Origin of the sequence: Nitrobacter vulgaris (assembly GCF_002028545.1) — a bacterium.
GTDB lineage: Bacteria > Pseudomonadota > Alphaproteobacteria > Rhizobiales > Xanthobacteraceae > Nitrobacter > Nitrobacter vulgaris.
In genome coordinates this window covers 82886-108609 of record NZ_MWPQ01000044.1, presented here as the reverse complement: position 1 = coordinate 108609, position 25724 = coordinate 82886, and the positions used below count along the sequence as shown (strand labels likewise).

20 protein-coding genes and 1 pseudogene are annotated in these 25724 nt (G+C 60.8%); 13 read left to right on the top strand and 8 right to left on the bottom strand.

Annotated elements, in window-relative coordinates:
- Positions 1-2: 2 nt before the first annotated feature.
- Positions 3-2591, top strand: a complete 2589-nt coding sequence (gene hpnN / locus B2M20_RS12125) for a hopanoid transporter HpnN (RefSeq protein WP_079447347.1) — start codon at positions 3-5, stop codon at positions 2589-2591.
- On the opposite strand, the gene B2M20_RS12120 is transcribed toward hpnN, so the two are convergent.
- Positions 2559-3188 (bottom strand): DUF2147 domain-containing protein, encoded by a 630-nt coding sequence (locus tag B2M20_RS12120; protein WP_244553505.1) that lies wholly within the window; start codon positions 3186-3188, stop codon positions 2559-2561. The genes hpnN and B2M20_RS12120 overlap by 33 nt on opposite strands.
- Before the next feature lie 133 nt (positions 3189-3321).
- On the opposite strand from B2M20_RS12120, the gene hpnO reads away from it, so the two are divergent.
- Both hpnO and B2M20_RS12110 read left to right on the top strand, forming a co-directional pair.
- Entirely contained in the window at positions 3322-4713 is a 1392-nt protein-coding gene (gene hpnO, locus B2M20_RS12115; RefSeq protein ID WP_079447295.1) for an aminobacteriohopanetriol synthase HpnO, read from the top strand.
- 60 nt (positions 4714-4773) lie between these two features.
- The gene (locus B2M20_RS12110) at positions 4774-5943 is read left to right on the top strand and encodes a M20 aminoacylase family protein (RefSeq protein ID WP_079447294.1); all 1170 of its coding nucleotides are present in this window, start codon (positions 4774-4776) and stop codon (positions 5941-5943) included.
- A gap of 44 nt (positions 5944-5987) precedes the next feature.
- Here B2M20_RS12110 and B2M20_RS12105 read toward each other — a convergent pair.
- Positions 5988-6474 (bottom strand): annotated as a pseudogene (locus B2M20_RS12105) (UdgX family uracil-DNA binding protein); the annotation flags it as partial.
- Positions 6475-6592: 118 nt separating this feature from the next.
- Between B2M20_RS12105 and B2M20_RS12100 the strand changes: the two are divergent.
- The 3 genes from B2M20_RS12100 to B2M20_RS12090 are packed head-to-tail and all read left to right on the top strand — an operon-like array spanning position 6593 to position 12280.
- Entirely contained in the window at positions 6593-7405 is an 813-nt protein-coding gene (locus B2M20_RS12100) for an ImuA family protein (protein ID WP_087881174.1), read from the top strand.
- Positions 7314-8921, top strand: a complete 1608-nt coding sequence (locus B2M20_RS12095; protein ID WP_087881173.1) for a Y-family DNA polymerase — start codon at positions 7314-7316, stop codon at positions 8919-8921. Before B2M20_RS12100 ends, B2M20_RS12095 begins: the two co-directional genes overlap by 92 nt.
- Positions 8918-12280 carry an error-prone DNA polymerase gene (locus tag B2M20_RS12090; RefSeq protein WP_079447292.1) on the top strand — a complete coding sequence of 1121 codons (3363 nt, stop codon included), beginning with the start codon at positions 8918-8920 and terminating at the stop codon, positions 12278-12280. Before B2M20_RS12095 ends, B2M20_RS12090 begins: the two co-directional genes overlap by 4 nt.
- A 139-nt stretch (positions 12281-12419) precedes the next feature.
- On the opposite strand, the gene B2M20_RS12085 is transcribed toward B2M20_RS12090, so the two are convergent.
- Positions 12420-12707 carry a hypothetical protein gene (locus B2M20_RS12085; RefSeq protein ID WP_079447291.1) on the bottom strand — a complete coding sequence of 96 codons (288 nt, stop codon included), beginning with the start codon at positions 12705-12707 and terminating at the stop codon, positions 12420-12422.
- A 258-nt stretch (positions 12708-12965) separates the two neighbouring features.
- Between B2M20_RS12085 and B2M20_RS12080 the strand changes: the two genes are divergently transcribed.
- Both B2M20_RS12080 and B2M20_RS12075 read left to right on the top strand, forming a co-directional pair.
- Positions 12966-14213 carry a threonine ammonia-lyase gene (locus B2M20_RS12080; RefSeq protein WP_079447290.1) on the top strand — a complete coding sequence of 416 codons (1248 nt, stop codon included), beginning with the start codon at positions 12966-12968 and terminating at the stop codon, positions 14211-14213.
- 93 nt (positions 14214-14306) lie between these two features.
- Positions 14307-16154, top strand: coding sequence for an acetyl-CoA hydrolase/transferase C-terminal domain-containing protein (locus tag B2M20_RS12075; RefSeq protein WP_079447289.1), 1848 nt, complete (start codon positions 14307-14309; stop codon positions 16152-16154).
- Positions 16155-16196: 42 nt separating this feature from the next.
- Here B2M20_RS12075 and B2M20_RS12070 read toward each other — a convergent pair whose 3' ends face one another.
- The 3 genes from B2M20_RS12070 to B2M20_RS12060 form a co-directional block, all read right to left on the bottom strand.
- Positions 16197-16976 carry an enoyl-CoA hydratase gene (locus B2M20_RS12070; protein ID WP_079447288.1) on the bottom strand — a complete coding sequence of 260 codons (780 nt, stop codon included), beginning with the start codon at positions 16974-16976 and terminating at the stop codon, positions 16197-16199.
- A gap of 213 nt (positions 16977-17189) precedes the next feature.
- The gene (locus B2M20_RS12065) at positions 17190-17909 is read right to left on the bottom strand and encodes a hypothetical protein (RefSeq protein ID WP_079447346.1); all 720 of its coding nucleotides are present in this window, start codon (positions 17907-17909) and stop codon (positions 17190-17192) included.
- Between the two features lie 299 nt (positions 17910-18208).
- Positions 18209-19318 (bottom strand): DUF2336 domain-containing protein, encoded by a 1110-nt coding sequence (locus B2M20_RS12060; RefSeq protein ID WP_079447287.1) that lies wholly within the window; start codon positions 19316-19318, stop codon positions 18209-18211.
- 368 nt (positions 19319-19686) lie between these two features.
- On the opposite strand from B2M20_RS12060, the gene B2M20_RS12055 reads away from it, so the two are divergent.
- The 4 genes from B2M20_RS12055 (at position 19687) to B2M20_RS12040 (ending at position 23444) form a co-directional block, all read left to right on the top strand.
- Positions 19687-20256 carry a sigma-70 family RNA polymerase sigma factor gene (locus tag B2M20_RS12055; protein ID WP_079447286.1) on the top strand — a complete coding sequence of 190 codons (570 nt, stop codon included), beginning with the start codon at positions 19687-19689 and terminating at the stop codon, positions 20254-20256.
- The gene (locus B2M20_RS12050; RefSeq protein WP_079447285.1) at positions 20253-20945 is read left to right on the top strand and encodes a hypothetical protein; all 693 of its coding nucleotides are present in this window, start codon (positions 20253-20255) and stop codon (positions 20943-20945) included. Before B2M20_RS12055 ends, B2M20_RS12050 begins: the two co-directional genes overlap by 4 nt.
- Before the next feature lie 534 nt (positions 20946-21479).
- Positions 21480-22856 carry a S8 family serine peptidase gene (locus B2M20_RS12045; RefSeq protein ID WP_420799315.1) on the top strand — a complete coding sequence of 459 codons (1377 nt, stop codon included), beginning with the start codon at positions 21480-21482 and terminating at the stop codon, positions 22854-22856.
- A gap of 384 nt (positions 22857-23240) precedes the next feature.
- Positions 23241-23444, top strand: a complete 204-nt coding sequence (locus B2M20_RS12040; protein WP_079447284.1) for a CsbD family protein — start codon at positions 23241-23243, stop codon at positions 23442-23444.
- A gap of 3 nt (positions 23445-23447) precedes the next feature.
- Here the strand turns inward: B2M20_RS12040 and B2M20_RS20300 are convergent, their stop codons facing one another.
- Entirely contained in the window at positions 23448-23891 is a 444-nt protein-coding gene (locus B2M20_RS20300) for a hypothetical protein (RefSeq protein ID WP_244553507.1), read from the bottom strand.
- Here B2M20_RS20300 and B2M20_RS12035 point away from each other — a divergent pair.
- Positions 23850-24155, top strand: a complete 306-nt coding sequence (locus tag B2M20_RS12035) for a TIGR03809 family protein (RefSeq protein ID WP_244553506.1) — start codon at positions 23850-23852, stop codon at positions 24153-24155. The two genes, B2M20_RS20300 and B2M20_RS12035, sit on opposite strands and share 42 nt — an antisense overlap.
- Positions 24156-24260: 105 nt before the next feature.
- On the opposite strand, the gene B2M20_RS12030 is transcribed toward B2M20_RS12035, so the two are convergent.
- On the bottom strand, positions 24261-25628 hold the full coding sequence (locus tag B2M20_RS12030; protein ID WP_079447282.1) for a TIGR03808 family TAT-translocated repetitive protein: 1368 nt from the start codon (positions 25626-25628) through the stop codon (positions 24261-24263).
- Between the last annotated feature and the right edge of the window lie 96 nt (positions 25629-25724).

Genomic DNA, 25724 nt, shown 5'->3' with positions numbered 1-25724 from the left:
ATGTGCTGACAGGTATTGTTGTTTCGATCGTTAAGGCTTGCACACGGTTTGCTTGGGTTACTGCGTTGGTTGCGATCGTGCTGGCCGCCGGTGCGGTCTTCTATTCGGCGAAGTACTTTGAAATAAACACTGATATCAATAAGTTAATTTCGCCTGATCTGGATTGGCGGCAGCGTGACATTGCTTTCGAGAAGGCGTTCGACCAGGAAAGACTGATCCTTGCGGTCGTGGAGGCCCCCACGGCGGAATTTGCCAGCACTGCCGGTGCCATGCTGGCCGCGAGACTCAAGAACGACCACCGCAATTTCGAATCGGTTCAGCTACTCGGCGGAGGGCCGTTTTTCGAACGGAACGGCCTGTTGTTCCTTCCCACTGAGGAGGTCAAACAGCTCACGGGCCAGTTTGGCGAGGCCGCGCCGCTGGTCGAGATCATGGCCGGCGATCCGAGCTTGCGCGGGCTGACCGCTGCGCTCGAAACGGCGCTGGTCGGCTTGAAGCGGGGTCAGTTCGAGCTGGACAGCACGGCGCGGCCGTTCTCGGCGATTGCCCAGAGCGTTGAGGACGTCCTGACCAAGGGAAGCGGCACCTTCTCCTGGCGTCAGCTCGCAAGCGACCAGCCCCTGGCCGCTTCCGATCTCCGCTCGCTGATCCAGATCAAGCCGTACCTCGATTTCAATGCGCTCGAGCCGGGCAAGGATGCCACCGATGCGATCCGTAGAGCCGCCTTCGATCTGGATCTTGCCGGCAAGTTTAGTGCGCGCGTCCGACTGACCGGGCCGGTGCCGATCGCCAATGAGGAATTCGCCACCGTGCAGGAGGGCGCCATCGTCAACGGCGTGGGTACGGTGGTGATCGTGCTGGTGATCCTTTGGCTGGCGTTGCGCTCGCCGAAAATCATCTTCGCGGTGTTTGCGACGCTGTTCGTCGGACTCGCGGTCACGACGGCGGTCGGCCTCATGATGGTGACATCGCTCAATCTGCTGTCGATCGCCTTTGCCGTGCTGTTTATCGGCCTCGGCGTTGATTTCGGCATTCAGTATAGCGTCCGCTACCGTTCCGAGCGGTTCAAGACCGACGATCTGGAAAAGGCGTTGTTGGTGGCGGCGAAGCGTTCCTCGGTCCCGCTGTCGCTGGCGGCGATGGCGACTGCGGCGGGTTTCCTGTCGTTCCTGCCGACGGATTACAAGGGTGTGTCGGAACTCGGCAGAATCGCCGGCGTGGGTATGTTGATCGCGTTTCTCACAAGCATCACCGTTCTTCCCGCGTTGCTGCGTCTTCTGAACCCGCCGGGTGAGAAAGAGCCGGTCGGCTACGCGTTTTTGGCCCCGCTCGACCGTTTTCTCGAAGACTATCGCGTGGCGATCGTCGGCGGCACGATTGCAGTCGTCATTCTCGGAGCGCCAGCGCTTTACTTCCTGCGCTTCGATTTCAATCCGATCCACCTAAGGAGCTCAAAGGTCGAATCGATCGCCACATATCTGGATTTGCGGAGAGATCCCGATACCGGCGCGAACGCCATCAACGTAATGGTCAAGTCCGAGCAGGAAGCTCAGCGGGTCGAGGCCCGGCTCGCCGAAGTGCCTGAAGTTGCACGCACCCGGTCGCTCGATAGCTTTGTCCCGGCTGACCAGCCTGAGAAACTCAAGCTGATTGCGCGAGGCGCTAAAATTCTTGGTCCAGCGCTCAATCCGGATTCGATTGATCCGCCGCCCTCCGACGAGGAGAATGTCGATGCGCTGAAGAGCACCGCCGATAGTCTGCGGAAAGCGGCCGGCACTCATCAGGGACCGGGTGCCGCGGCCGCAAAGCGGCTGGCTGACGATCTTACCCGGCTGGCCGATTCGAACGAAGCCATGCGTGAAAAAGCGCAAGCCACCTTCGTCGAACCGCTCAAGATCATGTTCGAACAGCTTCGAAATTTACTGAAAGCCGAACCTGTCACCCTTGAATCCTTGCCACCGGATTTCGTGAAGCTCTGGAAGAGCGAAGACGGCATTACGCGCGTCGAAGTGTTGCCGCGCGGAGATCCGGACCACAATGAGACGCTGCGAAAATTTGCCAGCGCTGTGCTCGCGGCTGCGCCCAACGCCATCGGCGGGCCGGTATCGATTCTCAAGTCCGGCGACACCATCGTTAAGGCGTTTATCGAGGCGGGACTCTGGGCTTTGATCTCCATCAGCATCCTGCTCTGGCTGGCACTACGCCGAATTACCGATGTGCTGCTGACACTGGTGCCGCTGCTGGTGGCGGGAGCGGTGACGCTCGAGATCTGCGTGATGATCGGGCTTCCTCTCAACTTCGCCAACATTGTCGCGTTGCCGTTGCTGCTCGGCGTCGGCGTGGCGTTCAAGATTTATTATGTCACGGCCTGGCGATCCGGCAGAACGAACCTGCTGCAATCAAGCCTCACGCGGGCGATCTTCTTCAGCGCTCTGACAACCGCGACCGCTTTCGGTAGCCTGTGGTTGTCGAGTCATCCGGGCACGGCAAGCATGGGTAAGCTACTGGCGCTGTCGCTCATCACCACCCTTGCCGCGGTGCTCTTGTTTCAGCCCGCGTTAATGGGCCGTCCCCGCGATGTCGGGAAGTAGACAGATATCGCCGACAGGATCGGTCGGCGGGGTGGCACTGGTAGCGGACTTTTGACCGATGGTCTTGTGCGCAGACTTCGATGGAGCGGTCTTGGCCATGCCTGCCTTTGGCGCGGTGCTGGCAGGACTGTGACTGTTGGACGGGCTGCTTGGAATCGGGGGGGCGGCGCGGGTCCAGGTCTCGCCGCCGCATAGGATGCCGAGCATGCAACCCTTGATCTCGAGCTTATCAGGGTCCAGCAGACGGATGCTGGCCGTTTGAAGCCGGCCGGTGGTTTTCGCGTCGTAGACCTGCCCCTCCCAAAGATCTTCGTTCGCTTTTTTCTTCATATCAAACAGCAATGGCATGCCGAGCGTGGGCCGGGTTTGCTTGGCGTGGTCGGCATTATTGCTGTCGACGCCCGGCTCTTTTTCCCAGGAGATCGCACCCCACATGCTGCCCTTGCATTCGGCCACCCGGACTTTGGCGACTCCGTCGGCAACCAGCCAATCCCCGGTGGGATCACCCGCGAGAGCGGACCCTAATCCCGCTGTCACCAGAGCGGTTGCGACAAGGGAGGAAATAGCGGAAGTTCTGCAATAATCTAAAATGCGCATGGTGTGTCCTGGGCGCTGCAACATGTTTTCAAGCCTGTGCTTAAGTAGAAGGGCTGGGGATCACTGACAAAGTCAAATACCGTGTTCGTGCTTTTCAGTTGACGAAGCGACCATCAACCGAACTATGTAGCGGATGCTATATCCAAATCTAGACGTTTCCGAGATGTTTGTGGAACGGCAGGCGCAGCGCAGCGCAATGCATGTCCGCCACCTCAATGAACAGCTTGTCAGGGTTCTGAAGACCATCGGCTACGACGTTGGTTTCCAAAGTGGGCAGGGCCAATATCTGGTCGATCGCGAGGGCGCACGTTACCTTGATCTATTGAGCGGATTTGGCGTTTTTGCGATTGGTCGGAACCATCCTGTGTTGCGGAATGCCCTGAAAGGCGTCCTCGACAGTGATCTCCCCAACCTTGTGCAAATGGATGTCTCCACGCTGGCCGGTGTTTTGGCTGAGCGGCTGCTCGTTCACGTTCCCTACCTCGACAAGGTCTTTTTTGCGAATTCCGGAGCGGAAAGCGTCGAGGCCGCCATCAAATTCGCGCGTGTCGCCACCGGACGGACGGGCATTGTTTACTGCGATCACGGCTACCACGGACTGACCTATGGCGCGCTCTCGCTGACAGACGACAAGAATTTCCGCGGCGGATTCGAGCCGCTGCTGCCCGATTGCAAAGTGATTCCCTTTAACGATCTCGCCGCGCTGGAGCAAACGTTGTCGTCGCGCCAGATCGCGGCCTTCATCGTCGAGCCGATCCAGGGCAAGGGCGTCAACATGCCCACCGATGAATTCCTGCCGGGAGCTGCCGCGCTGTGTCGGAAATATGGCACGCTGTTCGTGGCGGATGAGATTCAAACCGGCATCGGCCGGACCGGACGGTTTCTGGCCGTCGAGCACTGGAACGTCGAGCCGGATATGGTGCTGCTGGCGAAGGCGTTGTCCGGCGGTCATGTGCCGATCGGCGTGGTGCTGACCCGGAAGCACATCTTCGACAAAATATTCAACCGGATGGATCGCGCCGTCGTGCACGGCTCGACGTTCGCCAAAAACGATCTCGCGATGGCGGCAGGCATCGCCACGCTTGAAGTGCTGAAGGCCGAGAAACTGGTCGAGAATGCGGCGCGGCGCGGCGCGGAATTGCAATTGGCGCTCAACCGCATGGTGCCGGGTTACGAGCTTCTGAAGGAGGTCCGCGGCAAGGGCCTGATGATCGGCGTTGAGTTCGGGCCGCCGAAATCGCTGCGACTGAGGGCATCGTGGAATCTGCTGGAGACTGCCAACAAGGGCCTGTTCTGCCAGCTTATCACCGTGCCGTTGTTCAAGGATCACAAGATACTCACCCAGGTCGCCGGTCACGGCAGCCATACGATCAAGCTGCTGCCGCCGCTCATCATCAATGATGAAGATTGCAAGTGGATCGAGACCTCATTCGACAGCGTCATTGCCGCAAGCCACCAGGTTCCGGGCGCGATCTGGTCACTCGGCAAGACTTTGATGGATAATGCCGTTCGCAAGTCGGCGTGACGCCCTTTCGTCGGCTGAAAATGCTTTAGCGAAGATCCTCGCAACCCGATCGGAAACAAAATGCCTATCGTCAACCGCGTTGCCGATCTGCAATCCGAAATCGCTGGCTGGCGCAGGGATATCCACGCGCAGCCGGAGCTTCTGTACGACGTTCCTCGCACCGCCGCGTTCGTGGCCGACCGCTTGCGGGAATTCGGCTGCGACGAGATCGTGACCGGGCTCGGCAGGACCGGCGTCGTCGGCGTCATCAAGGGCAGACGCCCCGGTGGCGGGGAAGTCAAGGTGATCGGTCTGCGTGCCGATATGGACGCGCTGCCAATTCAAGAGGAAACCGATTTACCTTACGCCTCGAAGACAGCTGGCAAGATGCATGCCTGCGGCCATGACGGCCATACGGCGATGTTGCTCGGTGCCGCGCGTTATCTCGCGGAGACGCGGAATTTCGCCGGCGAGGCGGTTGTGATCTTTCAGCCGGCGGAAGAGGGCGGCGCAGGTGCTGCGGCGATGATCAAGGACGGGCTGATGGATCGTTTCAGGATCGATCAGGTCTATGGCATGCACAACAATCCTGGACTGCCGCTCGGCGCCTTCTCCATCCGGCCGGGGCCTATCATGGCGGCGACCGACAGCGTCGATTTCAGGATCGAGGGCCACGGCGGCCACGCCGCGCGTCCGCATCTCTGTATTGATCCGGTGCTGGCCGGCTCGCAGCTTGTCGTTGCCCTGCAATCGATCGTGTCGCGCAATGTCGATCCGTTGGAATCGGCGGTGATTTCCGTATGTGAGTTCCACGCCGGCAGTACCAGCAACGTCATTCCCCAAACGGCCGAGCTGCGCGGAACGGTCCGCACCCTGAGGGCGGATATTCGCGACTTGATGGAAAAACGGATTCGAGAGGTCGCCGCCGGCGTGGCGCTGACGACCGGCGCCAGGATCCATGTCAAATTCAGGCGCGGCTATCCGGTCACGGTGAATCACCCCGAGCAGACAGATACCGCGATCAGGATCGCGAAAGAGATTGCTGGCGATAACAATGTACACGGGACGCCGCCGATGATGGGCGCGGAGGATTTCGCCTATATGCTGGAAGCGCGGCCCGGCGCCTTCATCTTCATCGGCAATGGCGATAGCGCGGGCCTGCATCATCCCGCTTACAACTTCAACGATGACGCCATCGTGTACGGCACGTCGTACTGGATCAGGCTGGTCGAGACCACGCTGGCGGCATAAGTGCTTTGCACACAGAACTTGCTACGCGACGCTACAAGCGGCCATCACGCCGCCTTGTCGCGCTGCAGTTGTGTCGCGGCAATTTTCAGATCGCCGACAAAGCGCTCATATTCGCGGGCTCTGGCGTCCTGATCCGGCAGCCGCAGCAGATAGGACGGATGCACCGTCACCAGCGCCTTGCGTCCGTCGGCCATGTCGATCAGCCGTCCACGTGATTTGTTGATTGGCGTGATTTTGCCGAATACGCTTTGCGCCGCGGTCGTGCCCATCGCCACCACCAGCGGCCGGATTGATTGCCGCCAGCTCACGCTCATACCATTGGCGGCACGCCCTGATTTCCGGCGTGTTCGGCTTCTGGTGCAGTCTGATCTTGCCGCGCGGCACGAACTTGAAGTGCTTCACGGTATTGGTAACGTAAACCTTCTTGCGGTCGATTCCGGCTTCCTTGAGTGCGCGGTCAAGCATCTGTGCCGCAGCTCCATGGCTCTCCAATCCTTTGGTTTCACAAACAAAAACGAGGTTGGCGATCTTGGCGAAAGCATCGCCGGAAAGTCCTGGTTGACTCTTGGCTTTGGCCGACATTTACTAGAACATATAGTGAACACTCAGGCTTGTCATCGGCTCTGATGTCACGGACGGATTTTTGATCATGCCTGGAACCGGAAGCAGCGCAGGGAAGCTTGCGCGCCTGCGTGACCGCATCGCGCGCATCGAGACCGATCACGGGGGCGGAATGCCGGACCGGGTGGCGCTCGGTCATGGCGAGGCGGATGCCGTGCTGCAGGGCGGGCTTGCGCAGGGCGCCGTGCATGAGGTGTTCGCGGAGGGGCGGCATAGCACGGCGGCAACAGGGTTCATCGCAGGTCTTGCGCAGCGTGTCGGCAAGGATCGGCCGCTGCTCTGGGTGCGGCAGGATTTTGCCGCGCGGGAATCCGGTGCGCTGTCGATGCGTGGATGGCGGGAGATCGGCCTCGACCCCTGTCTTTTGGTGACGGTCCATGCGCCGGATGTGGAGAGCACGTTGCGGACAGCGGCCGATGCGCTGGCCTGCGATGCGCTCGGTGCCGTGGTCATCGAGATTTGGGGGGAGACGCGTCTGTTCGATCTCGTCGCCAGCCGCAGGCTGACGCTGGCGGCGCGGGCCTCCGGCGTTACCGGGCTGCTGCTACGGGTGGCGGCAAGCCCGCTGCCTTCGACGGCGGAGACACGGTGGATCGTGCGCCCGGCGCGCTCGCCGCCAGGCGCGGCATGGCAGGCGTGGGGCGCCCCCATGCTCGAAACGCGGCTTGTCCGTAATCGTCATGGCCAGACCGGCCAATGGATCATGGAGTGGAAATGTGATGAGTGCCTCTTCCGTGACGTCTCGTTCCATGACTCCGAGACGCATCCTCAGCCTGTGGCTGCCGCGGCTGCCGACCGACCGCATCCGGCGCGAGTTATTGCGCTCCGGCGTGCCGGCTGAAGCAGGAGGGTCACAATCTGGCGCGGCAAAGACAAAGGGAAAGTCGCCCCATATCGTCGTTGCCAAACAAAACAACGCGCTGGTCATCACCGCGCTGGATGATGTGGCTGCACGTCTTGGCCTTGCGGTCGGGCTGCCGCTGGCCAATGCCCGTGCGATCTGTCCCGACATCGACGTGTTCGATGCTGACGAGATTGCGGACGAGCAAACATTGAACGGCATCGCCGACTGGTGCGACCGCTTCACGCCGCTGGTGGCGCTCGATCCGCCGCACGGTCTGCTGCTCGACATTACCGGCTGCGCGCATCTGTTCGGCGGCGAGGCCGCGCTGATGAATGCGCTGTGCGACGCGCTGAGGCGACGTGGCTTTGTTGTGAGCGCGGCGATCGCAGGCACGCCGGTCTGCGCGCGAGCGTTGACGCGCCATGCCCATGGCCGGATTGTCGCGCCTGGCGCGGAGCTGGAAGCTGTTGCGCCGCTGCCGGTGTTCACGCTGGGGGCGGATGATGCGACCACGCGCGGGCTGCGCCGTGCCGGGTTGAAAACCATCGGCGATGTCGCTGCACGCGGCCGCCACGAGATCGCCGCGCGTTTTGGTGTCGCTTTCACAGCGCTCCTGGAACAGGCGCTGGGGCAAGGCGATATGCCAATTAATCCACGCAAGCCGCCGCCGGATTATATCGTCGAGAAGCGGTTTGCCGAGCCGATCACCACCGACGGCGCAATCGCGATGACGCTGGCAGGTCTTGCGCGCACACTCATCGCCGCGATGGAAAAGCATGGCAAGGGCGCGCGGCATCTGGAAGCGAGTTTTTTCCGCACCGACGGCGCGGTGCGAGTCATCGCAGTGGAGACCGGCCGCCCCGTCGCGCGCGGCGAAATCGTCGATCGCCTGTTCCGCGAGCGGCTCGATGCGCTGATCGATCCGCTCGATCCTGGTTTCGGCTTCGATCTGGTGCGGCTGTCCGCAGTGCGAACCGAGTCGGTTGTGCAGGAGCAGCGCGAGCTCGATACGCATGTTCAGGACAATGACGAAGTGTCGGCGCTGATCGACCGCATTGCCGCGCGCATCGGCAGCCATCGCGTCGTCGTGCATCTGCCACAGGATACGCATATTCCCGAACGCGAGGCTCTCTCATTACCGGCGCAACAGCATCTCGTGACGGCCATGCGCGCCGAGTGGCCCGCACGTATCGGGAACGAGCCGCCGCTCCGGCCGTTGCGGATGTTTGCGCGACCGGAGCCGATCGAGGTGAAGTTGGCGGAGGTGCCGGACAAGCCACCGCGTCATTTCATCTGGCGGCGTGTCACTCATACGGTGGTTCGTGCCGAAGGTCCCGAGCGCATTGCGATGGAGTGGTGGCGGACGCAGGAGGCAAGGCCGACGCGGGATTACTTTCGCGTCGAGGATGAAAGCGGATTGCGGTTCTGGCTCTATCGCGACGGTCTTTATGAAGCGGCTGAGAACGACGATACCGTACCGCCAAAATGGTTTGTCCACGGGCTGTTCGCATGAAGCATCCGCGCGACATCCCGTCTTATGCCGAAATCGGCATCGTGACCAATTTCTCGTTTCTGCACGGCGGGTCGCACCCGCAAGAATATGTGCATCAGGCGAGCGAGCTGCGGCTGCCCGTCATCGGTATCGCCGATCGCAACACGCTGGCGGGGGTGGTGCGCGCCTATACGGAGCTGGGAAACCCCGAGGTTCGTTATAAGCCGCGGCTGCTGATCGGATCGCGTCTCGTTTTCATCGATGGGACGCCGGACATTCTTGTCTATCCCAGTGATCGCAACGCCTATGGCCGGCTCTGTCGGTTGTTGACCCGCGGCAAGCGGGCGGCGGAGAAAGGCGAATGCCATCTGAGGCTGGATGATCTGCTGGAGTTTTCCGAAGGCCAGCTTCTCGTGCTGACTTTGCAGCATCGTTTTGAAACGACGAAAGTCCTGAAGGTGCTGGACCGGTTGCGGCAGAGTCGCGCGGACGGCGTCTGGCTCGCGGTAAGTCTGCTCTATCGCGGTGACGACCGGCGCCGTTTGCAGCGATTGCAGCGGATCGCGGCCGCCGCCCGCGTGCCGCTGCTTGCGACCAACGAGGTGCTGTACCATCACCCTGCACGCCGTCCGTTGCAGGATGTCCTCACCTGCATTCGTGAAAAGATCACGATCGATACCGTCGGGCGAAAGCTTGAATTTAATGCCGAACGGTATCTGAAGCCGGCGCATGAGATGGCGCGGCTGTTTCGTGATCTCCCGGAAGCGATCGCCGAAACGGTGGCGTTCGCATCGCGCATCGCATTCACCCTCGACCAGCTCAAATATCAGTATCCCGACGAGCCGGTGCCGCCTGGCAAGACCGCGCAGCGTCATCTCGAGGACCTGACTTGGGCTGGTGTCGCAAGATATTTCCCGGAAGGGTCGGACGACAAATTGCGTGCGGTGCTGCGCAAGGAACTCAACCTGATCGCCGAACTTAAATACGCGCATTACTTTCTCACCGTGCATGACATCGTGCAGTGGGCGCGCAGTCAGAACATTCTGTGCCAGGGCCGAGGCTCGGCGGCGAATTCGGCCGTGTGCTATGTGCTCGGCATCACCGCGGTTAATCCGGCTGAGACCGATCTTCTGTTCGAACGGTTCATCTCGAAAGAGCGGCTGGAGCCTCCGGACATCGACGTCGATTTCGAGCATTCGCGCCGCGAGGAGGTGATGCAGTATGTCTATCGCCGCTATGGCCGCCATCGCGCCGCGATCATCGCCACCGTCATTCATTATCGGCCGCGCAGCGCCATCCGCGATGTCGGAAAGGTGCTGGGGCTGACCGAGGATGTCACGGCGGCGCTCGCCGACACGGTGTGGGGGAGCTGGGGCGATGATGTCAGCGACATGCAGATCAGGCAGGCTGGGTTCGATCCACAAAACCCGATGGTGCGCCGCGCCATTGCGCTTGCCACCGAGTTGATCGGATTTCCGCGTCATCTATCGCAGCACGTCGGCGGCTATGTGCTGACGCAGGATCGGCTCGACACCTATGTGCCGATCGGTAATGCCGCGATGGACGATCGCACCTTTATCGAGTGGGACAAGGACGATGTCGACGCCATGCGGATGATGAAGGTCGACGTGCTCGCGCTCGGCATGCTGACTTGCATCCGCAAATGCTTTGATCTGATCGCCGAGCACAAGGGGAGGCGTTACGAGCTGGCGGACATTAAGTCGAGGGACGACGACGAAGTCTATCAGATGTTGCAGCGAGGCGAATCCCTCGGCGTGTTCCAGGTCGAAAGTCGTGCCCAGATGAACATGCTGCCGCGGCTGAAGCCGCGCACATTCTATGATCTCGTCATCGAGGTCGCCATCGTCCGTCCCGGGCCGATCCAGGGCGACATGGTGCATCCCTATTTGAAACGGCGAGCCATGAAGCCGGAGGATATCGACTATCCCTATCCGAAGGGTGGCGACAGGAATGAACTGCGCAACGTGCTGCACAAGACGCTCGGCGTGCCGTTGTTTCAGGAGCAGGCGATGCGGATCGCCATCGAAGCCGCGAAGTTCACATCTGAGGAAGCTAATGGCCTGCGTCGCGCCATGGCGACATTCCGCAATGTGGGGACCATTGGCTCCTTTCAGGAGAAGATGGTCGGCAGCATGATTGCGCGCGGCTACGATCCGGTATTTGCGAGAAATTGTTTCGAACAGATTAAGGGATTCGGGTCTTACGGTTTCCCCGAGAGCCACGCGGCGAGCTTCGCGCAGCTCGTCTATGTCTCGTCATGGCTGAAGTGTTTCCATCCCGACGCGTTTTGCTGCGGTCTATTGAATTCGCAGCCGATGGGCTTTTACGCACCGGCGCAGATCGTCGGCGATGCCCGCAAGAACGGCGTCGAGGTGCGGCCGATCGACGTCTCGTTCAGCCATTCGCAGAACACTCTGGAAGAGTGTGTGGGCGCGCATCACGCGGTGCGGCTCGGATTCCGTCAGATCGACGGATTCAAGTGGGTTGATAGGGATGAGGAGTATTTGAAACGAGACAAGATTCGGTCCCGGAATAACGAGTTAGACGACTGGGGAGAGCGTATCGTCGCCGCGCGTCAACGTTGTTCGTTCGCCTCCATTGAGGATTTTGCCCGCGACACCAAACTGCCAAAGCGCGCGTTGATCCTGTTGGCCGATGCCGATGCTTTTCGTTCGCTCGGGCTCGACCGCCGTGCGGCGCTGTGGGCGGTGCGCCGACTGCCGGATGACATACCACTGCCATTGTTCGAAAGTGCCGTCGCGCGCGAGTTGCCGGACGAACATGCCGCGCCGCTGCCCGTGATGCCGCTGCCGGAGCAGGTGGTTGCCGATTACCAGACCATTCGATTATCGGTGAAGGGGCATCCGATGGAATTCCTGCGCGCGATGTTCACCCGTGAGCGCCTGGTGAGTTGCGCCGAGATTTGCCATGCCAATGACAGGCGGCGCGTCAAGTGTGCGGGCGTGGTGCTGGTGCGGCAGCGGCCGGGCAGCGCCAAGGGCGTCGTCTTCATGACGCTGGAAGACGAGACCGGAATTGCCAATATCGTGGTGTGGCCGAAGATCATGGAGCGTTACCGCAAGGAGGTGATGGGCGCGCGGCTGATCGAGGTGGAGGGCCATATCCAGAGCAGCCCGGAGCAGGTCGTACATCTTGTCGCAAGCAAGCTGACCGATCGCTCAACCGAGCTGATGCATCTGGCGAACGATGCGCTCGTGCCCAGACATCCGCTGCCGCCGCCGGTCACACCGGCCGAGCCGCTCAACGACGACCGCCGCGAACACCCCGACAATCCGGCACAGAGAGTTCGTCACCCGCGCAACGTGCGCATTCTGCCGCGCTCGCGGGATTTTCATTGAGTTATTCGTTATGCCGGGCATAGCCGCCCGGAAGGAGAACGGCATTGCTTCGCTTGCCTATGACCTCGGCATCATCATTTCCCTATGGATTTCCGCTTCAAGTTCGGCAAATGACGGCCTCAAGCCTGATCGTGCCCTCTCACTCCACCGACGCGCCGACAGGCGGTCCGCCCGGTGGGCGATGCAGGAAGGTGATCGTCGCGAACGCGCCGAGCCAGGAGCCGACCGCGGCGAAGGCCACATAGACCCAGTTCTCGGTATAACTGATCACGGCGAAGGACGAGAGCAGGTACCAGATGCTGCTCCAGGTCGCCGCCGGAACGCGCCGTCGCGCCACCACGGCCGAGGTGAACATCACATAAACGGCATCGGTCGCCGCGGTAGCGAGTACGACACCCACGGCGGTCAAGGGATCAATAGCGGCCATGACAGCTCCTTGCATTCGCATAAACATGAAATAGGGCCGGTGCGCTGTCCCGCGCCGTATCGCATCGGCAGTTGACGTTGGATGGCAAATATTAATGCGCCGGTATGCATTTGCTGGAAATCAACGTTGCGATCGGCGCCGATTGATTATCGTCCGCCTCATACCCGAAAACGAAGACGCCGCCGGTACAAATAACGTATTTCATTTCTTGCGGCGGGTGACATAACCCGCAGTCGGACCATTCACGGAGAAGCAGGTATGAGCGAGGCGGAGCAGGGCAAATCCATCGGAATGGCGGAACTGAAGGCTGCCGCCGCTCGGCTCGCCGGACGAGTGATTCGTACGCCGCTGGTTCATTCGCGCACGCTGTCCGAAATCACCGGGGCCGAGGTCTGGCTCAAGCTGGAAAATCAGCAGTTCGTCGCCTCTTTCAAGGAACGCGGCGCGGCCAACAAGCTCCTCACGCTGTCGGCGGACGAAGCGCGGCGCGGCGTCATTGCCATGTCCGCGGGCAATCACGCCCAGGGCGTTGCCTATCACGCTCATAATCTCGGAATCGCCGCCACGATCGTGATGCCGAAATCAACGCCTTTTGTGAAGGTGTCGCGAACCAGGAAGCTTGGGGCGCGGGTGCGGCTCGAGGGCGAAATGCTGGCGGAGTCCGCCGCGTTTGCCCGGCAACTGGCCGCGGATGAAAATCTTGTCTTTGTCCATCCCTACAACGATCCGGCCGTGATCGCCGGGCAGGGCACGGTGGCGCTCGAGATGCTGGAAGATCAGCCGGCGCTCGATTGTATCCTTACGCCCGTCGGTGGCGGCGGACTGGTCGCGGGTTGCGCGATCGCGGCGTCGGGTCATGCGTCGGCGGTCGAGGTGATCGGTGTCGAAGTGGAGTCGTACGCCGCCGTGGCGCAGCATCTCGCCGGGCATCCGATCTCGGTCGGCGGCGCGACCATCGCCGAAGGCATCGCGGTGCGCGATGTCGGTTCGCTGCCGCTGGCGATCCTGCGCGAGTATGGCATCGAGGTGATGACGGTCGCGGAGCGTTTGATCGAGAAGGCCGTCATCCAGATGCTGGAGATCGAGAAGACCGTGACGGAAGGTGCGGGCGCGGCCGCGCTTGCGGCGCTGATGAGCGATCCCGGGCGGTTCGTCGGGCGCAAGATCGGCTTGATCGTGTCCGGCGGCAACATCGATACGCGGACGCTTGCAAATGTGTTGATGCGCGGGCTGGTGCGCGACGGCCGGCTGATCGATCTCGTCGTGGAGATTTCTGACAAGCCCGGAGCGCTGGCCGAACTCGCATGCGTCATTGCCGAACTCCGTGGCAACATCGTCGAGGTGCAGCACCAGCGTCTGTTCAGCGCTCTGTCCGCCAACATGACCGAGGTCGAGCTGGTGATCGAGGCGCAAGACACCGCGCACGGCAGCGCCATCGTCGCCGGCCTGGAAGCCAAAGGCGTGAGAGCGCGCCGCCGCGACCGGCTGGTGCTATCAAGGGATTGAGAACGCCATTACATTGGATCGTTGCGGCCTGCACCAGAACATGGAAGCGCATGGAGGCGTATCAAACATGACGGACGTGCGGACCACGGTCTGATGCCCAGGATTTTCACCGATCCCGCCGCAATCGTTGATGACATCATCCGCGAGACCGGTTCTCGTCTGGTGGTGGGACTGCCGCTTGGGCTCGGCAAGGCCAATCACATCGTCAATGCGCTGTATCGCCGGGCGGAAGCCGATCGCAATCTCGACCTCACATTGTTCTCGGCGCTGACGCTGGAGAAGCCACGGCCATCGAACGAGTTGGAAAAGCGTTTCATTACGCCAGTGATCGATCGCCTGTTCGGCGATTGGCCGGACCTCGATTACGCCGCCGCTTTGCATAATGGCGCGTTGCCGCCGAACGTCAAGGTCACCGAGTTTTTCTTCCTGGCAGGAAAATGGCTGCGCAACACCTATGCCCAGCAACACTACATCGCCGCTAATTACACTCACGCCGCGTCCTATATCCTCGACCGCGGCCTCAACGTCATCACTCAACTCGTGGCGAAGCGCGTCGTCAACGGTGAGACGCGCTACAGTCTGAGCAGCAACACGGACACCACGCTCGACCTTCTGCGCGCCCGCGCTGCGGGCCGCGCGTCGTTCAAACTGGTGGGACAGGTCAACTCGCAATTGCCGTTCATGCCCGGCGCCGGCGATCTTCCAGCCAGCGAGTTCAGCGCGGTCCTCGATAGCCCCGCCACCGACTTTCCGTTATTCGCGCCACCGTCCGAGCCGGTATCCGACACCAAATATGCCATCGGCCTGCACGCGGCCGGGCTGATCAAGGACGGCGGAAGTTTGCAGATCGGCATTGGCCAGACCGGCGATGCGCTGGCGCAAAGCCTGATCGTTCGTCACCGCGATAACGCGCGCTTTCGTGAGATCGCCGCACGGCTTGCACCAGACAGTGCAATGGCGGAGACCGCGCCGTTTGCAACTGGTCTTTATGGCGTCAGCGAAATGGTTTTCGAGGCGTTTCTCGGGCTGATTAAAGCGGGCGTGTTGAAGCGCGAGATCGACGGTGCGGTGCTGCACGGCGCGTTCTTTCTTGGACCGCAATCGTTCTATCACGCGTTGCGCGAGATGACGCCGGACGAGCGCGCCCGCATCCAGATGACAGCGGTGTCCTTTACTAATGAACTTTACGGCGATGAGGCCGCCAAGCGTCGCGCCCGAGTTGACGCGCGCTTCGTCAACAACGCGATGATCGCAACCCTGATGGGGGCTGCGATCTCCGATGGTCTCGACAATGGTCAGGTGGTGAGCGGCGTCGGCGGACAATACAATTTTGTGGCGCAGGCTTTTGCGCTCGAGGGCGCGCGCTCGATCCTCACTCTGGAATCGACCAGACGAGAGAAGGGCGGCGTGGTGTCCAATATCCGCTGGACCTACGGCCATGCCACCATTCCGCGCCACCTGCGCGATATCGTGGTCACCGAATATGGAGTGGCGGACCTGCGCGGAAAAGCCGATGCCGATGTGATCGCGGCGATGCTCAACGTAACGGACTCGCGTTTTCAGGACCAGTTGATGCGGCACGCGATCGACGCCGGAAAACTGCCGCGCGATCACCGGATTCCCGCAGCGCATTGCGACAACACGCCGACGCGCATCGCAGCTGCGCTGAGCCCCGCGCGAACGGCTGGACTGCTGCCATCGTTTCCGTTCGGCAGCGATTTCACCGAGATCGAGCAGCGGCTGATACCGGCGCTTGAAATCTTGCGCGACGCATCACGTTCGCCGTTGGCGCTCATCAAGTTGCTGATGGAAGGATTGCGCCCCGGCGATGCATCGGTGCAACCCGCGCTTGCACGTATGGGGCTTGATCATCCGAATACGTTTTCGGACAGGCTTTATCGTGCGCTTCTCAACGGCGCGCTGAAGGAGAGCAAGAAGTAAACACAGCGCCATCCTCGTCTCGCACCGAGCGATGACGCTAGGTCATCGGTTCTTGTTGTTCGGCTTGCGCTTCTCGATGAACGCCGCCATGCCTTCGGCGCGATCTTCCAGCGCGAAGGTCGAACGAAACAGGTCGCGCTCGACGTTCACGCCTTCCGACAGCGTCGTCTCGAAGGCGCGATTCACGGCGTTCTTGGCCATGGCCGCGGCAGGACGCGACATCGAAGCGATTTTTTTCGCCGCAGCCATCGCCTCGTCCATCAGTTTGTCAACGGGCACGACCCGGCTGACGAGGCCCGAGCGCTCCGCCTCGGCAGCGTCCATCATCCGGCCGGTGAGGCAGAGGTCCATCGCCTTCGCCTTTCCAATGGCGCGGGTCAGGCGCTGCGTGCCGCCGATGCCGGGAATGGTGCCAAGCGTAATTTCGGGTTGGCCGAATGTCGCGGTGTCGGAGGCGATGATGATGTCGCACATCATGGCCAACTCGCAGCCGCCGCCGAGCGCATAGCCGCTGACCGCAGCGATAGTGGGCTTGCGGCAGGAGGCGATGCGGTCGCCCCCGATCGCTTTGAAGTCCTCGTTGAACATGTCGATGAAACTTTTCGGCTGCATCTCCTTGATGTCGGCGCCGGCGGCAAAAGCCTTTTCGTTGCCGGTGATCAGGATGCATCCGATTTCGCATTCGGCTTCGAATTCATCTACCGCAGCAGCGATTTCGCGAAGTACCGCGAACGACAGCGCATTGAGCATTTTCGGGCGGTTCAATCTGATGACACCGACCTGGTCCTTACTCTCGACGATGATGTGCTCAAAACTGCGCATGGTCCGTCCCGCGTTGTCATTAGCCGGTCGTTAAGGAGACGCGGCAGCGGACAATGTGCCTGCGGTCCAGTCGCGCCGCAAGCTTGCGGCAGCGAACACGAGGTCCACACCACCAGCAGGTCAATATACGCCGGCTTGAAAATCGGCGGCACGCCGTCGGGACGACGGACCATAAAGTCTCGGAGAACGGAATCCTGGCGGCCGTATGTCGGATCAGGCCATAAACATCCGGGCGGCGGACCCGATCGTGAGCAAACCGCCGAAGGCGATGAATATCTTGCCGATCAGAGAGGTATGGTTCCAGGCAGAGCTGTCGCTTGATGCCGCCTGGCCGGTATCGCCACTAGAGGGCGACGTGATGTCAATCGAGGCCAATGCCAGGTGAGGTGCGTCCTGATGGCTGTCGGCCAGGGCGCGGTCAATTTCGTTGAGTTCATCTGAGGGAACGATATCCACGGCGGCCGCAAGGGAGGGGGTGTTGTCGGCGTGTGGCGCTGCATCCCCCTGATTAGCCAGCATCTCGCCGGCGCTATTGGCAAGTGCGCTCGCTTGGACTTTTGGTGACTCGTCCTTGGACAAATCTTCCGTGGTGCCAGGGGAGATATCGGTGCTGGCGTTTGCGTTGGCGACCGTCGGCGGCAGCGGTATGTGCTTGTTGCTATCCTGGATTGCAGAGGCAGTTGTTTCCTCCGCTTTTTTATCGGTTTTTGATTCGGGCTTGGTCGATTTCCGCGTGCGCGTGGCTTGCCGCTTGTGCGGTGGGTGTTTGGCAAGTTTGCCGGACCTGACCGGCGCCACCGCTTTTTCGGTATGGGCGGCGGCTACTCCGGTGGGTTCCGCCACGCTGTCTGTCGCGCGCATTGGCCCCGCGAAACCAAGTAAAAGTCCGGCTGCGATGATCAACGCCGAGCGCCCGCTAGCCCCGATGCTCATGACGATTTCTCTCCGGTATGTCGGTTCCCTGACCGGCAAAAGAAACGCCCGGAGTGGCCACATCGGGGCAAAAAAAGGGAATTTTTCGACCACTACGGGCCAAACCGCGGTCAAAGCACCGAAAATGAGGTAGCACATGCCTGGTTTTGGCTCTGGGCCCGCTGCAGGTGCGCCCGGTTATCGGTCTGGCTAGCCGTGTATCTCGGAAGAAGAAACCGGCTTTCGGATAAGGATTATGCTCGATCAAAGGATACGGGTATCGAAGATACGGCTAAAGAGTAACGCAACTCTATCCGGTTCTAGCCATCGCCCGCAGCGGCCGCTTGTTGCGTTCGATGAAAGCGCAGTACCTGTTGCGCAGTGGACTGGCGCAGACATTCATAGGTCCGCTTCGCGGCATCGATGTTCGTCATCTCAACATGAGTCAGATCGCGGCGCATGTCGATGATGGTTTTCACTGTTGCCCAGGAGAGGCCGCCTACCTTAGCCAGAATAAGTACGCCCTCGGTTTGGGATTCGATCATCATTTTTTCGGCGTCTGCGATCGAGACATTGGCGAGACAGGCAATGGCGGCATTCGTTTCATCGAACTTTCTGGCTTCCGCAAACGCAGCGACTTCTTGCTCGTCCAACCGCCCATCTTCGTACAGCGACCTGACCAGCCCATGTGCGATCGTCGTTTCCCTGATGATGGTCCCGGGCGCCGAACGTGCTCGCCGCGTTACCTCGCTAACGACGACCGAAACGTCGTTTGTCAGATCTGGGTTAGCCGCCGCGAGACGCGCCCGCACCGTGGCGGAGGCCTTTGCGATCAGCTTCAAATAGTGATGCCGCGGGATCGACCGCCGCATTCCGACGCAGGTCGCGATGTCGTCGTTGCCTTCGGCGCGTTCGACCAACTGCGTGAAGCCAAGCTCGGAAAAATCAGCGCCCGGATTGTTAACGGTGCTTTTGACGACTTCGTCGTTGCCTCGCTCGATCAGAACATCGGTGACCGCGACGCTTAAAACTCTCCGCGTGGAGATCGCCAGCAAATGAGCCTGGCTTTTGCTGCGGACGCTCTCGATAAGCACATCATCGCTGAGCCGCTCGGATTGCGACAGCACGGGTGCGGCGACTTCGATCAGATCGTCGAAGGCGAGGACGTGAATGATCTGCGGCGGAGCCTTTGCAACGGGAGCCAGGCGTCTGGCAAGCAGCGCTTTCGCCGAACTCTCGATGTGCTGAATCAAGCAATTAAAAACGTCATCGAAGAGCGTGATTTGATCGTCGGAATAGTCGACCGTGTGGTTCAGGAAAAGGTCGGTGACTCGCTGCAGTGTTTCGATCCGCCGCGCGATTGTGCCATGGGTGAGAACGGTCTGGAGTTCCTCGAGCAGATTTGCCGACCCCGCCGATTTGGAAAGCATGGCTCTATCCTAGAGTTCTGCAGTGACGTTCCGATCGCGCTGATCCAGGATGACTGCCGCGGCAGACCACTGCGGAATCGAGCGATCGGAGCCAAACTATTCAAATGGCCCGTCGATGAGTAGCTGGGCGGGGAATTTACGGCGAAAAGCCTTTAAGTTTGGTGTGTTTTTTTATCGGGATGTGCCTCGGATAGGTTGTTCTACGCGGAACGCTGCTCTTTATCAGATACCCATGGCGCTTGCCCTTTCGCCGATTCGGGCACAACCTAGCCGTGGCCGAACGGCTGATTGCTTGTAATTTGAGAAGATTTTACTTTGCCATTCGAACCTTCTTCCCCGCAAACCCGACCAATTCTACGAGACGGCAAGTGAGTACGACTCAGGCGGCTTCCGATGAAGCTCTAATTGCCAGGATCGCTCAAGGCGACCGCCTCGCCATGCAGGTGCTGTACGGGCGTCATCACGTCAGGGTCTTTCGTTTTGGACTGAGACTCGTGCGGAACGAACAGATCGCCGAAGACCTTATCAGCGAGGTTTTTCTCGATGTGTGGCGTCAGGCCGGCAAATTCGAAGGGCGATCCGCTGTCTCCACCTGGTTGCTGGCAATTATGCGATTCAAAGCCCTCTCTGCGCTTCGCCGCAGGAAGGATGCCGAACTCGATGATGAGACGGCCAATGAAATCGAGGATCAATCCGACGATCCGGAGGTGACGGTACAGAAGAAGGATACGGGAAACGCGCTCCGCAAGTGTCTGATGCAGCTTTCAGCCGAGCACCGAGAGATCGTCGATCTCGTCTACTACCACGAGAAATCGGTGGAAGAGGTCGCTGAGATTGTCGGGATACCCGAGAACACTGTTAAGACGCGATTGTTCTACGCGCGCAAGAAACTGGCCGGTCTGCTGCAGGCAGCCGGAATCGAACGAGGTTGGCCATGACAGCGGCGAAGAGGGTCACGGACGACGAGCCTGGAGATGTCGAGGCGCTGCTACCGTGGCATGCTGCCGGCACGCTGAGCACGCGTGACATCCGTCGGGTTGAGGAAGCGCTCGCGCGCGATCCCGATTTGGCGAAGCAATATGCGGTGATCCGGGATGAATATGTTGAAACCATTTCACTCAATGAAAGCCTCGGTGCTCCGTCTTTGAGCGCGCTGCAAAAACTGTTCGCCGCAATCGACGCCGAGCCGGCACTGAGCGTTCCAATAGCGCGCCTCGGCCTGTGGGCGCGGGTTTCGCAGTTCTTTAGCGACCTGTCGCCGCGCACATTGGCGGCGGCCGGTGCGGTCGGAGCGCTCGTGGTTGTGCTCCAGGCCGGCGTGATCGCCGCGATGCTGACGAAGGACGATGGCGGCCAATCGTTTCGCACAGCGTCTCACAGCGCGCCGGATGCACCATTGACCCGCGGACTGGCCGTGGAAACGGGACCGAAGGCGTTGGTACGGTTCGCGCCGGATGCGCGCATGTCCGACATTAGTGCTTTCCTGGACACCTACCAGGCCACGATTGTTTCGGTGTCCCGCAACGGCCTGTTCCAGCTGCGCTTCGATCAGCATAAGGATTTTCCTGGCCTGTTGGGCAAGCTCCAGAGCGAAGCGATCGTCAATCTGGCGGTTCCTGCCGAGTAGTGGACGTGAACTTTTTCTGACCGCACTCGGTTTCCGCTTTGCGGCGCCAGGGGAGCCACAATGGAGCACAGTGCGATGCGCCAGCGCATGACGGGCATAACGAAATGGAGCGCCGCGCTCTTTGCCCTGACAAGTTTGTGCTGGTTCGCATGCGATGCTTCGACGGCACATGCGCAAGGTTATATGCAAGGATCCAGGGGCTCTCCGGGCTTCGGTACGCAAGGGCGCGCGCCGATGCCCTCGCCGGGCGGCGGACCGCGCGGCATGGGGCTAGGCTCCGGCTTGGGCTTGGGTTACGGGCTAATGCTCGGTGCCATCGGGACTTCCAGCAGAGCACCTTATGTCGAAGCACCTTACCGTGCCATCGAGCGCGACGGCAGTGTGAACAGCCGGTCATCGCGGCCTCAACCCCGCAAAACAGTTATCCGTGAACAGAAACCGCGAAAGCCGGTCATCGGGGTCACGGCGTCAGGCATTTCCTATATTCGCTACGCGTCTAATACATTTCCGGTTTGCACAGGCGGCAATGGCGCGATGAGCGGCGACTGCAACGGCCGTCCGTTCGTGGCCGACCTCGGAGGCAATGGTCCGCCGGCCCAGGATCAGAACGGCGGGCCTCGCCGCAATGCGAGGCAGGCCGCAGTGACGCGCAACTATCTGCCCGGCGAGATTGTTGCTGAGACGGCCGCGATGCCGGATGCGCAACTCACTGCTCTGGCGCGGCGGCATCGGTTGAAGCGTGTCTTCTCTCAGAATTTTTTGCTGACGGGCAGTACGGTCAGTCTGTTTCGCATCGTCGGCCGCCGGCCGGTCGAAGATGTGCAACGTGAACTGCGCGCCGATGCGGCCGTGCGTTCGGCGCAGCCAAATTTCCGCTATATTCTCCAGGATCAGAAGACGGTGGTAGTGACCGAAGGCGATCCTGCGCAGTATGCGCTGGCAAAGCTGCGGCTGCCGGAAGCGCATGGGTTGGCACACGGCAACGGCGTCATTGTAGCGGTGATCGATTCCGCAATCGATGCGGATCATCCTGAACTCGCCGGTTCGATAGCGGCGAGTTTCGATGCACTCGACAGCAAAAGCGAGCCGCACGTGCACGGCACCGGTATTGCCGGTGCGATCGTCGCCCATGCGCGGCTGATGGGGAGCGCTCCGTCCGCCAAGATTCTCGCGATCCGTGCCTTCGGTGTGACGCAGGGCACGGCCGAGAGCGCCTCGTTCACCATCCTCAAGAGTCTCGACTACGCGGCGGCTCATGGTGCGCAGATCATCAACATGAGTTTTGCCGGTCCGAAGGATGCGCTGGTCTCGCGCGGCATTGCTGCGGCCGCGGCGAAAAGCATCGTCATGGTGGCCGCGAGCGGTAATGCGGGTCCGAAATCGCCGCCGCTCCATCCGGCCGCCGACGCGCAGGTGATCGCGGTGAGCGCGACCGACGCCGACGACCGGCTGTTCGCGGCCTCCAATCGTGGCAGCCACGTTGCAGTCGCTGCCCCCGGCGTTGATATTTTTCTTCCTGCACCGAACGGCAAATATCAGATGACGTCGGGGACTTCGTTCTCCGCAGCTTACATCAGTGGTCTTGCTGCACTGGTTCTGGAGCGTCGTCCAACGCTGACACCCGCCGAAGTCCGCGCCATTCTGACGACAAGCGCGCGCGATCTCGGTGTGCCTGGCCGTGACGATCTGTTCGGTGCCGGCGAGGCGGATGCGTGTCGCGCTGTGCAAGCTGTTCCGGAAAACGCGGTTCCGACCGCTGACAAAACCGCGCCCGTCAGGGCCGGGTCTGATCCGGTGCCTGCCGCATCCAGTGCTGTTCCTGTGACGACCAGTGAGGCCGCGCCTTCAAGCGAACCGCAGCCAGCGCCGGTGAGTACGAATCCAGGCGGCACTGATTCGCCCGCGAAATAGCTAGAGCGTTTTGAGCGAAGTGAATGCTGGTTCGCGTGAAGAACACGCGTCAAATCAAAATCATAAAGCTCTGCTTCCGATTCCATCAGAGTCTTTTCAGATCGTTAAAAAAGTTTCTGTCTTCCTTGAACGTTTTCAGGGGACTCGACGACAGAATGAGTGTGGGAGGCCAAACTCCCCTGAGGCTATATTAGGCGCGAGCGCCCATCCACCCCAGCGCCCATATGGCTTGACCCGCCCGGTTGTCCCCCCGGGCGGGTCTTCTCATTTCTGTGTCCTTTTGATGTGCCGGCGTTTGTTCTGCGCTCCTATGCACAAAAGGCACATAGGAACAACCGAGTTGTTTCCGCGTTTCACCCCCCCCGCAACAACAGGAGATTTGCGATGGATTGGAACCGTGTCGAAGGAAGCTGGAAGCAACTCAAAGGTGCGGTCAAGGAGCAATGGGGCAAGCTGACCGACGATGATCTTGATGTCATCGGTGGGAGGCGCGAACAGCTTGAGGGCAAAATTCAGGAACGCTACGGTTATCAGAAGGACCAAGCGAAGAAAGAAATCGATGATTGGTACGGTCGCCAGAAGTGGTGATCCTCAGCCCCGCCAAAAGGCGGGGCTTTTTATTGTGATTAGCGTTTCGGCGTAGGTCGGCAGCGTGCCATTCATCGCCGGAGCGAGCATAGTTTGTTTCGATTGTACGTTTGTGATCCCGCCACGCAGCATCTCCTTGCCGTTTGCGAGGCCGCCTGTAACACCCGTCCTGTGGACTGCTTCCACAATGGCGTCATATTCACGCCACAAAGCACTGGACTTCGCGCAGGTTTTCCACAGAATATCCCGCAAGCTTGAATGATTCGTTCGTTGCGTCTGCGTCCGTTTCCCTCCCTGCGGACTGTCCCCCCAATGACTCAACGATACGATGCCGGGCGTACGCCCGACCACGCTCAAGATGTCCTCAATCGCTGGTGTGTACTTGCCGAACAGCGGCTCGATTTTCTGATCGAGCTTTATGAAAGCGGCAGGTGGCGACGTTACCATTCCGAAAATGCTTTCATGGAAAACCTGCGGGAGGCAAAGACCGTCGTCGAAGTCTGGCGAATGCTGGCGCGGCGTGAAGCCATGCCGGACAATCGGGCAGTCGACTGGTCGTGGCTCAATCGACCCTCGGACTCTTCCGCTATTCAGGGTGACACCGTGCCGGTTGGAGCTGCGGTGCCCCGTGCAGCGCTGGCGATTGCCGGATCACAAGAGGACTCGATGCTTCGAGCGAACAACGATGTGCCGGCTGGAAAAGCGGCCTAGAGCCTTTCCGTTTCTGTTAGAATCAGAAGCGGGGCCCTGAGGTGACTTGCCGAGGCATGTGTGGCTTGAATCGTTGCCATCACCGCTTCGCTTGCCATCTCGATTTCAACGCACCGCGTTGGCGCCGATAACGATCTGCGCGTATTTCGCAGCGCCATTGGCTGCGAGGTCCGGCGTCACGGGCTTGGCGTGGTCAAGCCCCACCACCGCGCCGCGCGGCGTGTCTGAAATCACATTGGTGTTGACCAGCGCGGTACCAGCGCCGTCCGCGACCGAGACTCCGATGCCAATGAAGGTTTTACGGATCACGTTGCCTGTGATCGCGACATCGCGAAGATATTTGCCCCAGCCTGCCATGATGCCGAACGACGGCGCGTTCTCGATGACGTTTCCGGTCACTGACGTATCCGCCTCGACGTAGATGCCGATGCCGGCATCGTCGTCAGGGGCGGTGCCGATCGGACGCTTCGGCAACAGGTTGCGGATGATGTTGCCCTGAACGACCGCAAGCCGTCCGCCCTCATTGAAGTTGCAGACGGAGACGCCGACCGCCGCACCGTCCACGGTGTTGTTGGCGATCACGGCGCCCTCGAAGGCGAATTCGGAATACAACGCCACCTCGCGCACGCCGCTGATGCTGTTGCCGGTGATCTGGATGTTTGAGGCCGAGTTGCCGCGCACGGCGGAGTAATCGCAATCGCTGATGCGGTTGCCGCTGACAATGACATTGCCGGCGCGAAACGCGTTGATGGCGTTGCCGTACTGGCCCGAGCCGCCTTTGCCGGCCTTGATGTTTTCGATCCGGTTGCCGGTGACGATCGAACCGTCGTCGCCGATGGCCGTGCGCAGGATCTCGATGCCGTTGTCTTTTGTCCCGAGAATGGTGTTGCGCGCGATCGTCAGCCCGAGCGCGTCGAAGGAGACAATCCCCGTCGTTTCAATTTTATCGATGACATTGCCGCTCATCTCACCGGCGACATTTTCGAGCCAGATGCCGTTGCCGCCGCTGCCTGTGATTGCGCAATCCAGAATCCGGACATCGCGCCCGCCAAGGCAATGGATCAAGCCGCGCCGCCCGGGGAGGGGAATGCCGTCTCCATCAAGGGTGAGGTTGTTGAGACCGATGTGGTCGGCACCCTCGGCTGCCAGCAGCGAAGCGCCGCCTGTGAACATCAGTGTGGTCGCGCCGCGCACGCCGATGAGTTGCGAGCCTTTGGCAAGTTGCAGCGGTCCGGTGCGGTAGACGCCGGGGGGCAGCGCGAGCGGCGCGTTGGCGCGGGTCGCCTCATCGATCGCCCGTTGCAGCGCGCGGGTCTGGTCGCCGGTTGCGTTGGGCCGTACGCCATAATGAGTGGCGTCGCGCCCGAGCGTCGATGTCAGCGGAGCCGCACGGACTGCATCCGCCGGCATCGCCACTGCACCGGCGATGCCGGCGGCGGAAGCTCCGAGGATATGGCGGCGATCGATATCCATGGATTGTTGATCCTCTGAAGCCAAAGCAAACGCCTTCGTCTGGATGTAACCCGGAAAACGGGGATGACGGCTGGCGGCGGCGACGAAGGCGAGCGA

What these genes read in the sequence shown, in the direction of transcription:
- B2M20_RS12080 (WP_079447290.1), top strand. Translation starts at nt 12,966, where the DNA reads ATGAGCGAGGCGGAGCAGGGCAAATCCATCGGAATGGCGGAACTGAAG.
- B2M20_RS12060 (WP_079447287.1), bottom strand. Translation starts at nt 19,318, where the DNA reads ATGCTTTCCAAATCGGCGGGGTCGGCAAATCTGCTCGAGGAACTCCAG.
- B2M20_RS12065 (WP_079447346.1), bottom strand. Translation starts at nt 17,909, where the DNA reads ATGAGCATCGGGGCTAGCGGGCGCTCGGCGTTGATCATCGCAGCCGGA.
- B2M20_RS12120 (WP_244553505.1), bottom strand. Translation starts at nt 3,188, where the DNA reads ATGCGCATTTTAGATTATTGCAGAACTTCCGCTATTTCCTCCCTTGTC.
- B2M20_RS12100 (WP_087881174.1), top strand. Translation starts at nt 6,593, where the DNA reads ATGCCTGGAACCGGAAGCAGCGCAGGGAAGCTTGCGCGCCTGCGTGAC.
- B2M20_RS12050 (WP_079447285.1), top strand. Translation starts at nt 20,253, where the DNA reads ATGACAGCGGCGAAGAGGGTCACGGACGACGAGCCTGGAGATGTCGAG.
- B2M20_RS12110 (WP_079447294.1), top strand. Translation starts at nt 4,774, where the DNA reads ATGCCTATCGTCAACCGCGTTGCCGATCTGCAATCCGAAATCGCTGGC.
- B2M20_RS20300 (WP_244553507.1), bottom strand. Translation starts at nt 23,891, where the DNA reads ATGGTAACGTCGCCACCTGCCGCTTTCATAAAGCTCGATCAGAAAATC.
- hpnO (WP_079447295.1), top strand. Translation starts at nt 3,322, where the DNA reads ATGCTATATCCAAATCTAGACGTTTCCGAGATGTTTGTGGAACGGCAG.
- B2M20_RS12030 (WP_079447282.1), bottom strand. Translation starts at nt 25,628, where the DNA reads ATGGATATCGATCGCCGCCATATCCTCGGAGCTTCCGCCGCCGGCATC.
- B2M20_RS12090 (WP_079447292.1), top strand. Translation starts at nt 8,918, where the DNA reads ATGAAGCATCCGCGCGACATCCCGTCTTATGCCGAAATCGGCATCGTG.
- B2M20_RS12075 (WP_079447289.1), top strand. Translation starts at nt 14,307, where the DNA reads ATGCCCAGGATTTTCACCGATCCCGCCGCAATCGTTGATGACATCATC.
- B2M20_RS12085 (WP_079447291.1), bottom strand. Translation starts at nt 12,707, where the DNA reads ATGGCCGCTATTGATCCCTTGACCGCCGTGGGTGTCGTACTCGCTACC.
- B2M20_RS12045 (WP_420799315.1), top strand. Translation starts at nt 21,480, where the DNA reads ATGAGCGGCGACTGCAACGGCCGTCCGTTCGTGGCCGACCTCGGAGGC.
- B2M20_RS12040 (WP_079447284.1), top strand. Translation starts at nt 23,241, where the DNA reads ATGGATTGGAACCGTGTCGAAGGAAGCTGGAAGCAACTCAAAGGTGCG.
- B2M20_RS12095 (WP_087881173.1), top strand. Translation starts at nt 7,314, where the DNA reads ATGACTCCGAGACGCATCCTCAGCCTGTGGCTGCCGCGGCTGCCGACC.
- B2M20_RS12070 (WP_079447288.1), bottom strand. Translation starts at nt 16,976, where the DNA reads ATGCGCAGTTTTGAGCACATCATCGTCGAGAGTAAGGACCAGGTCGGT.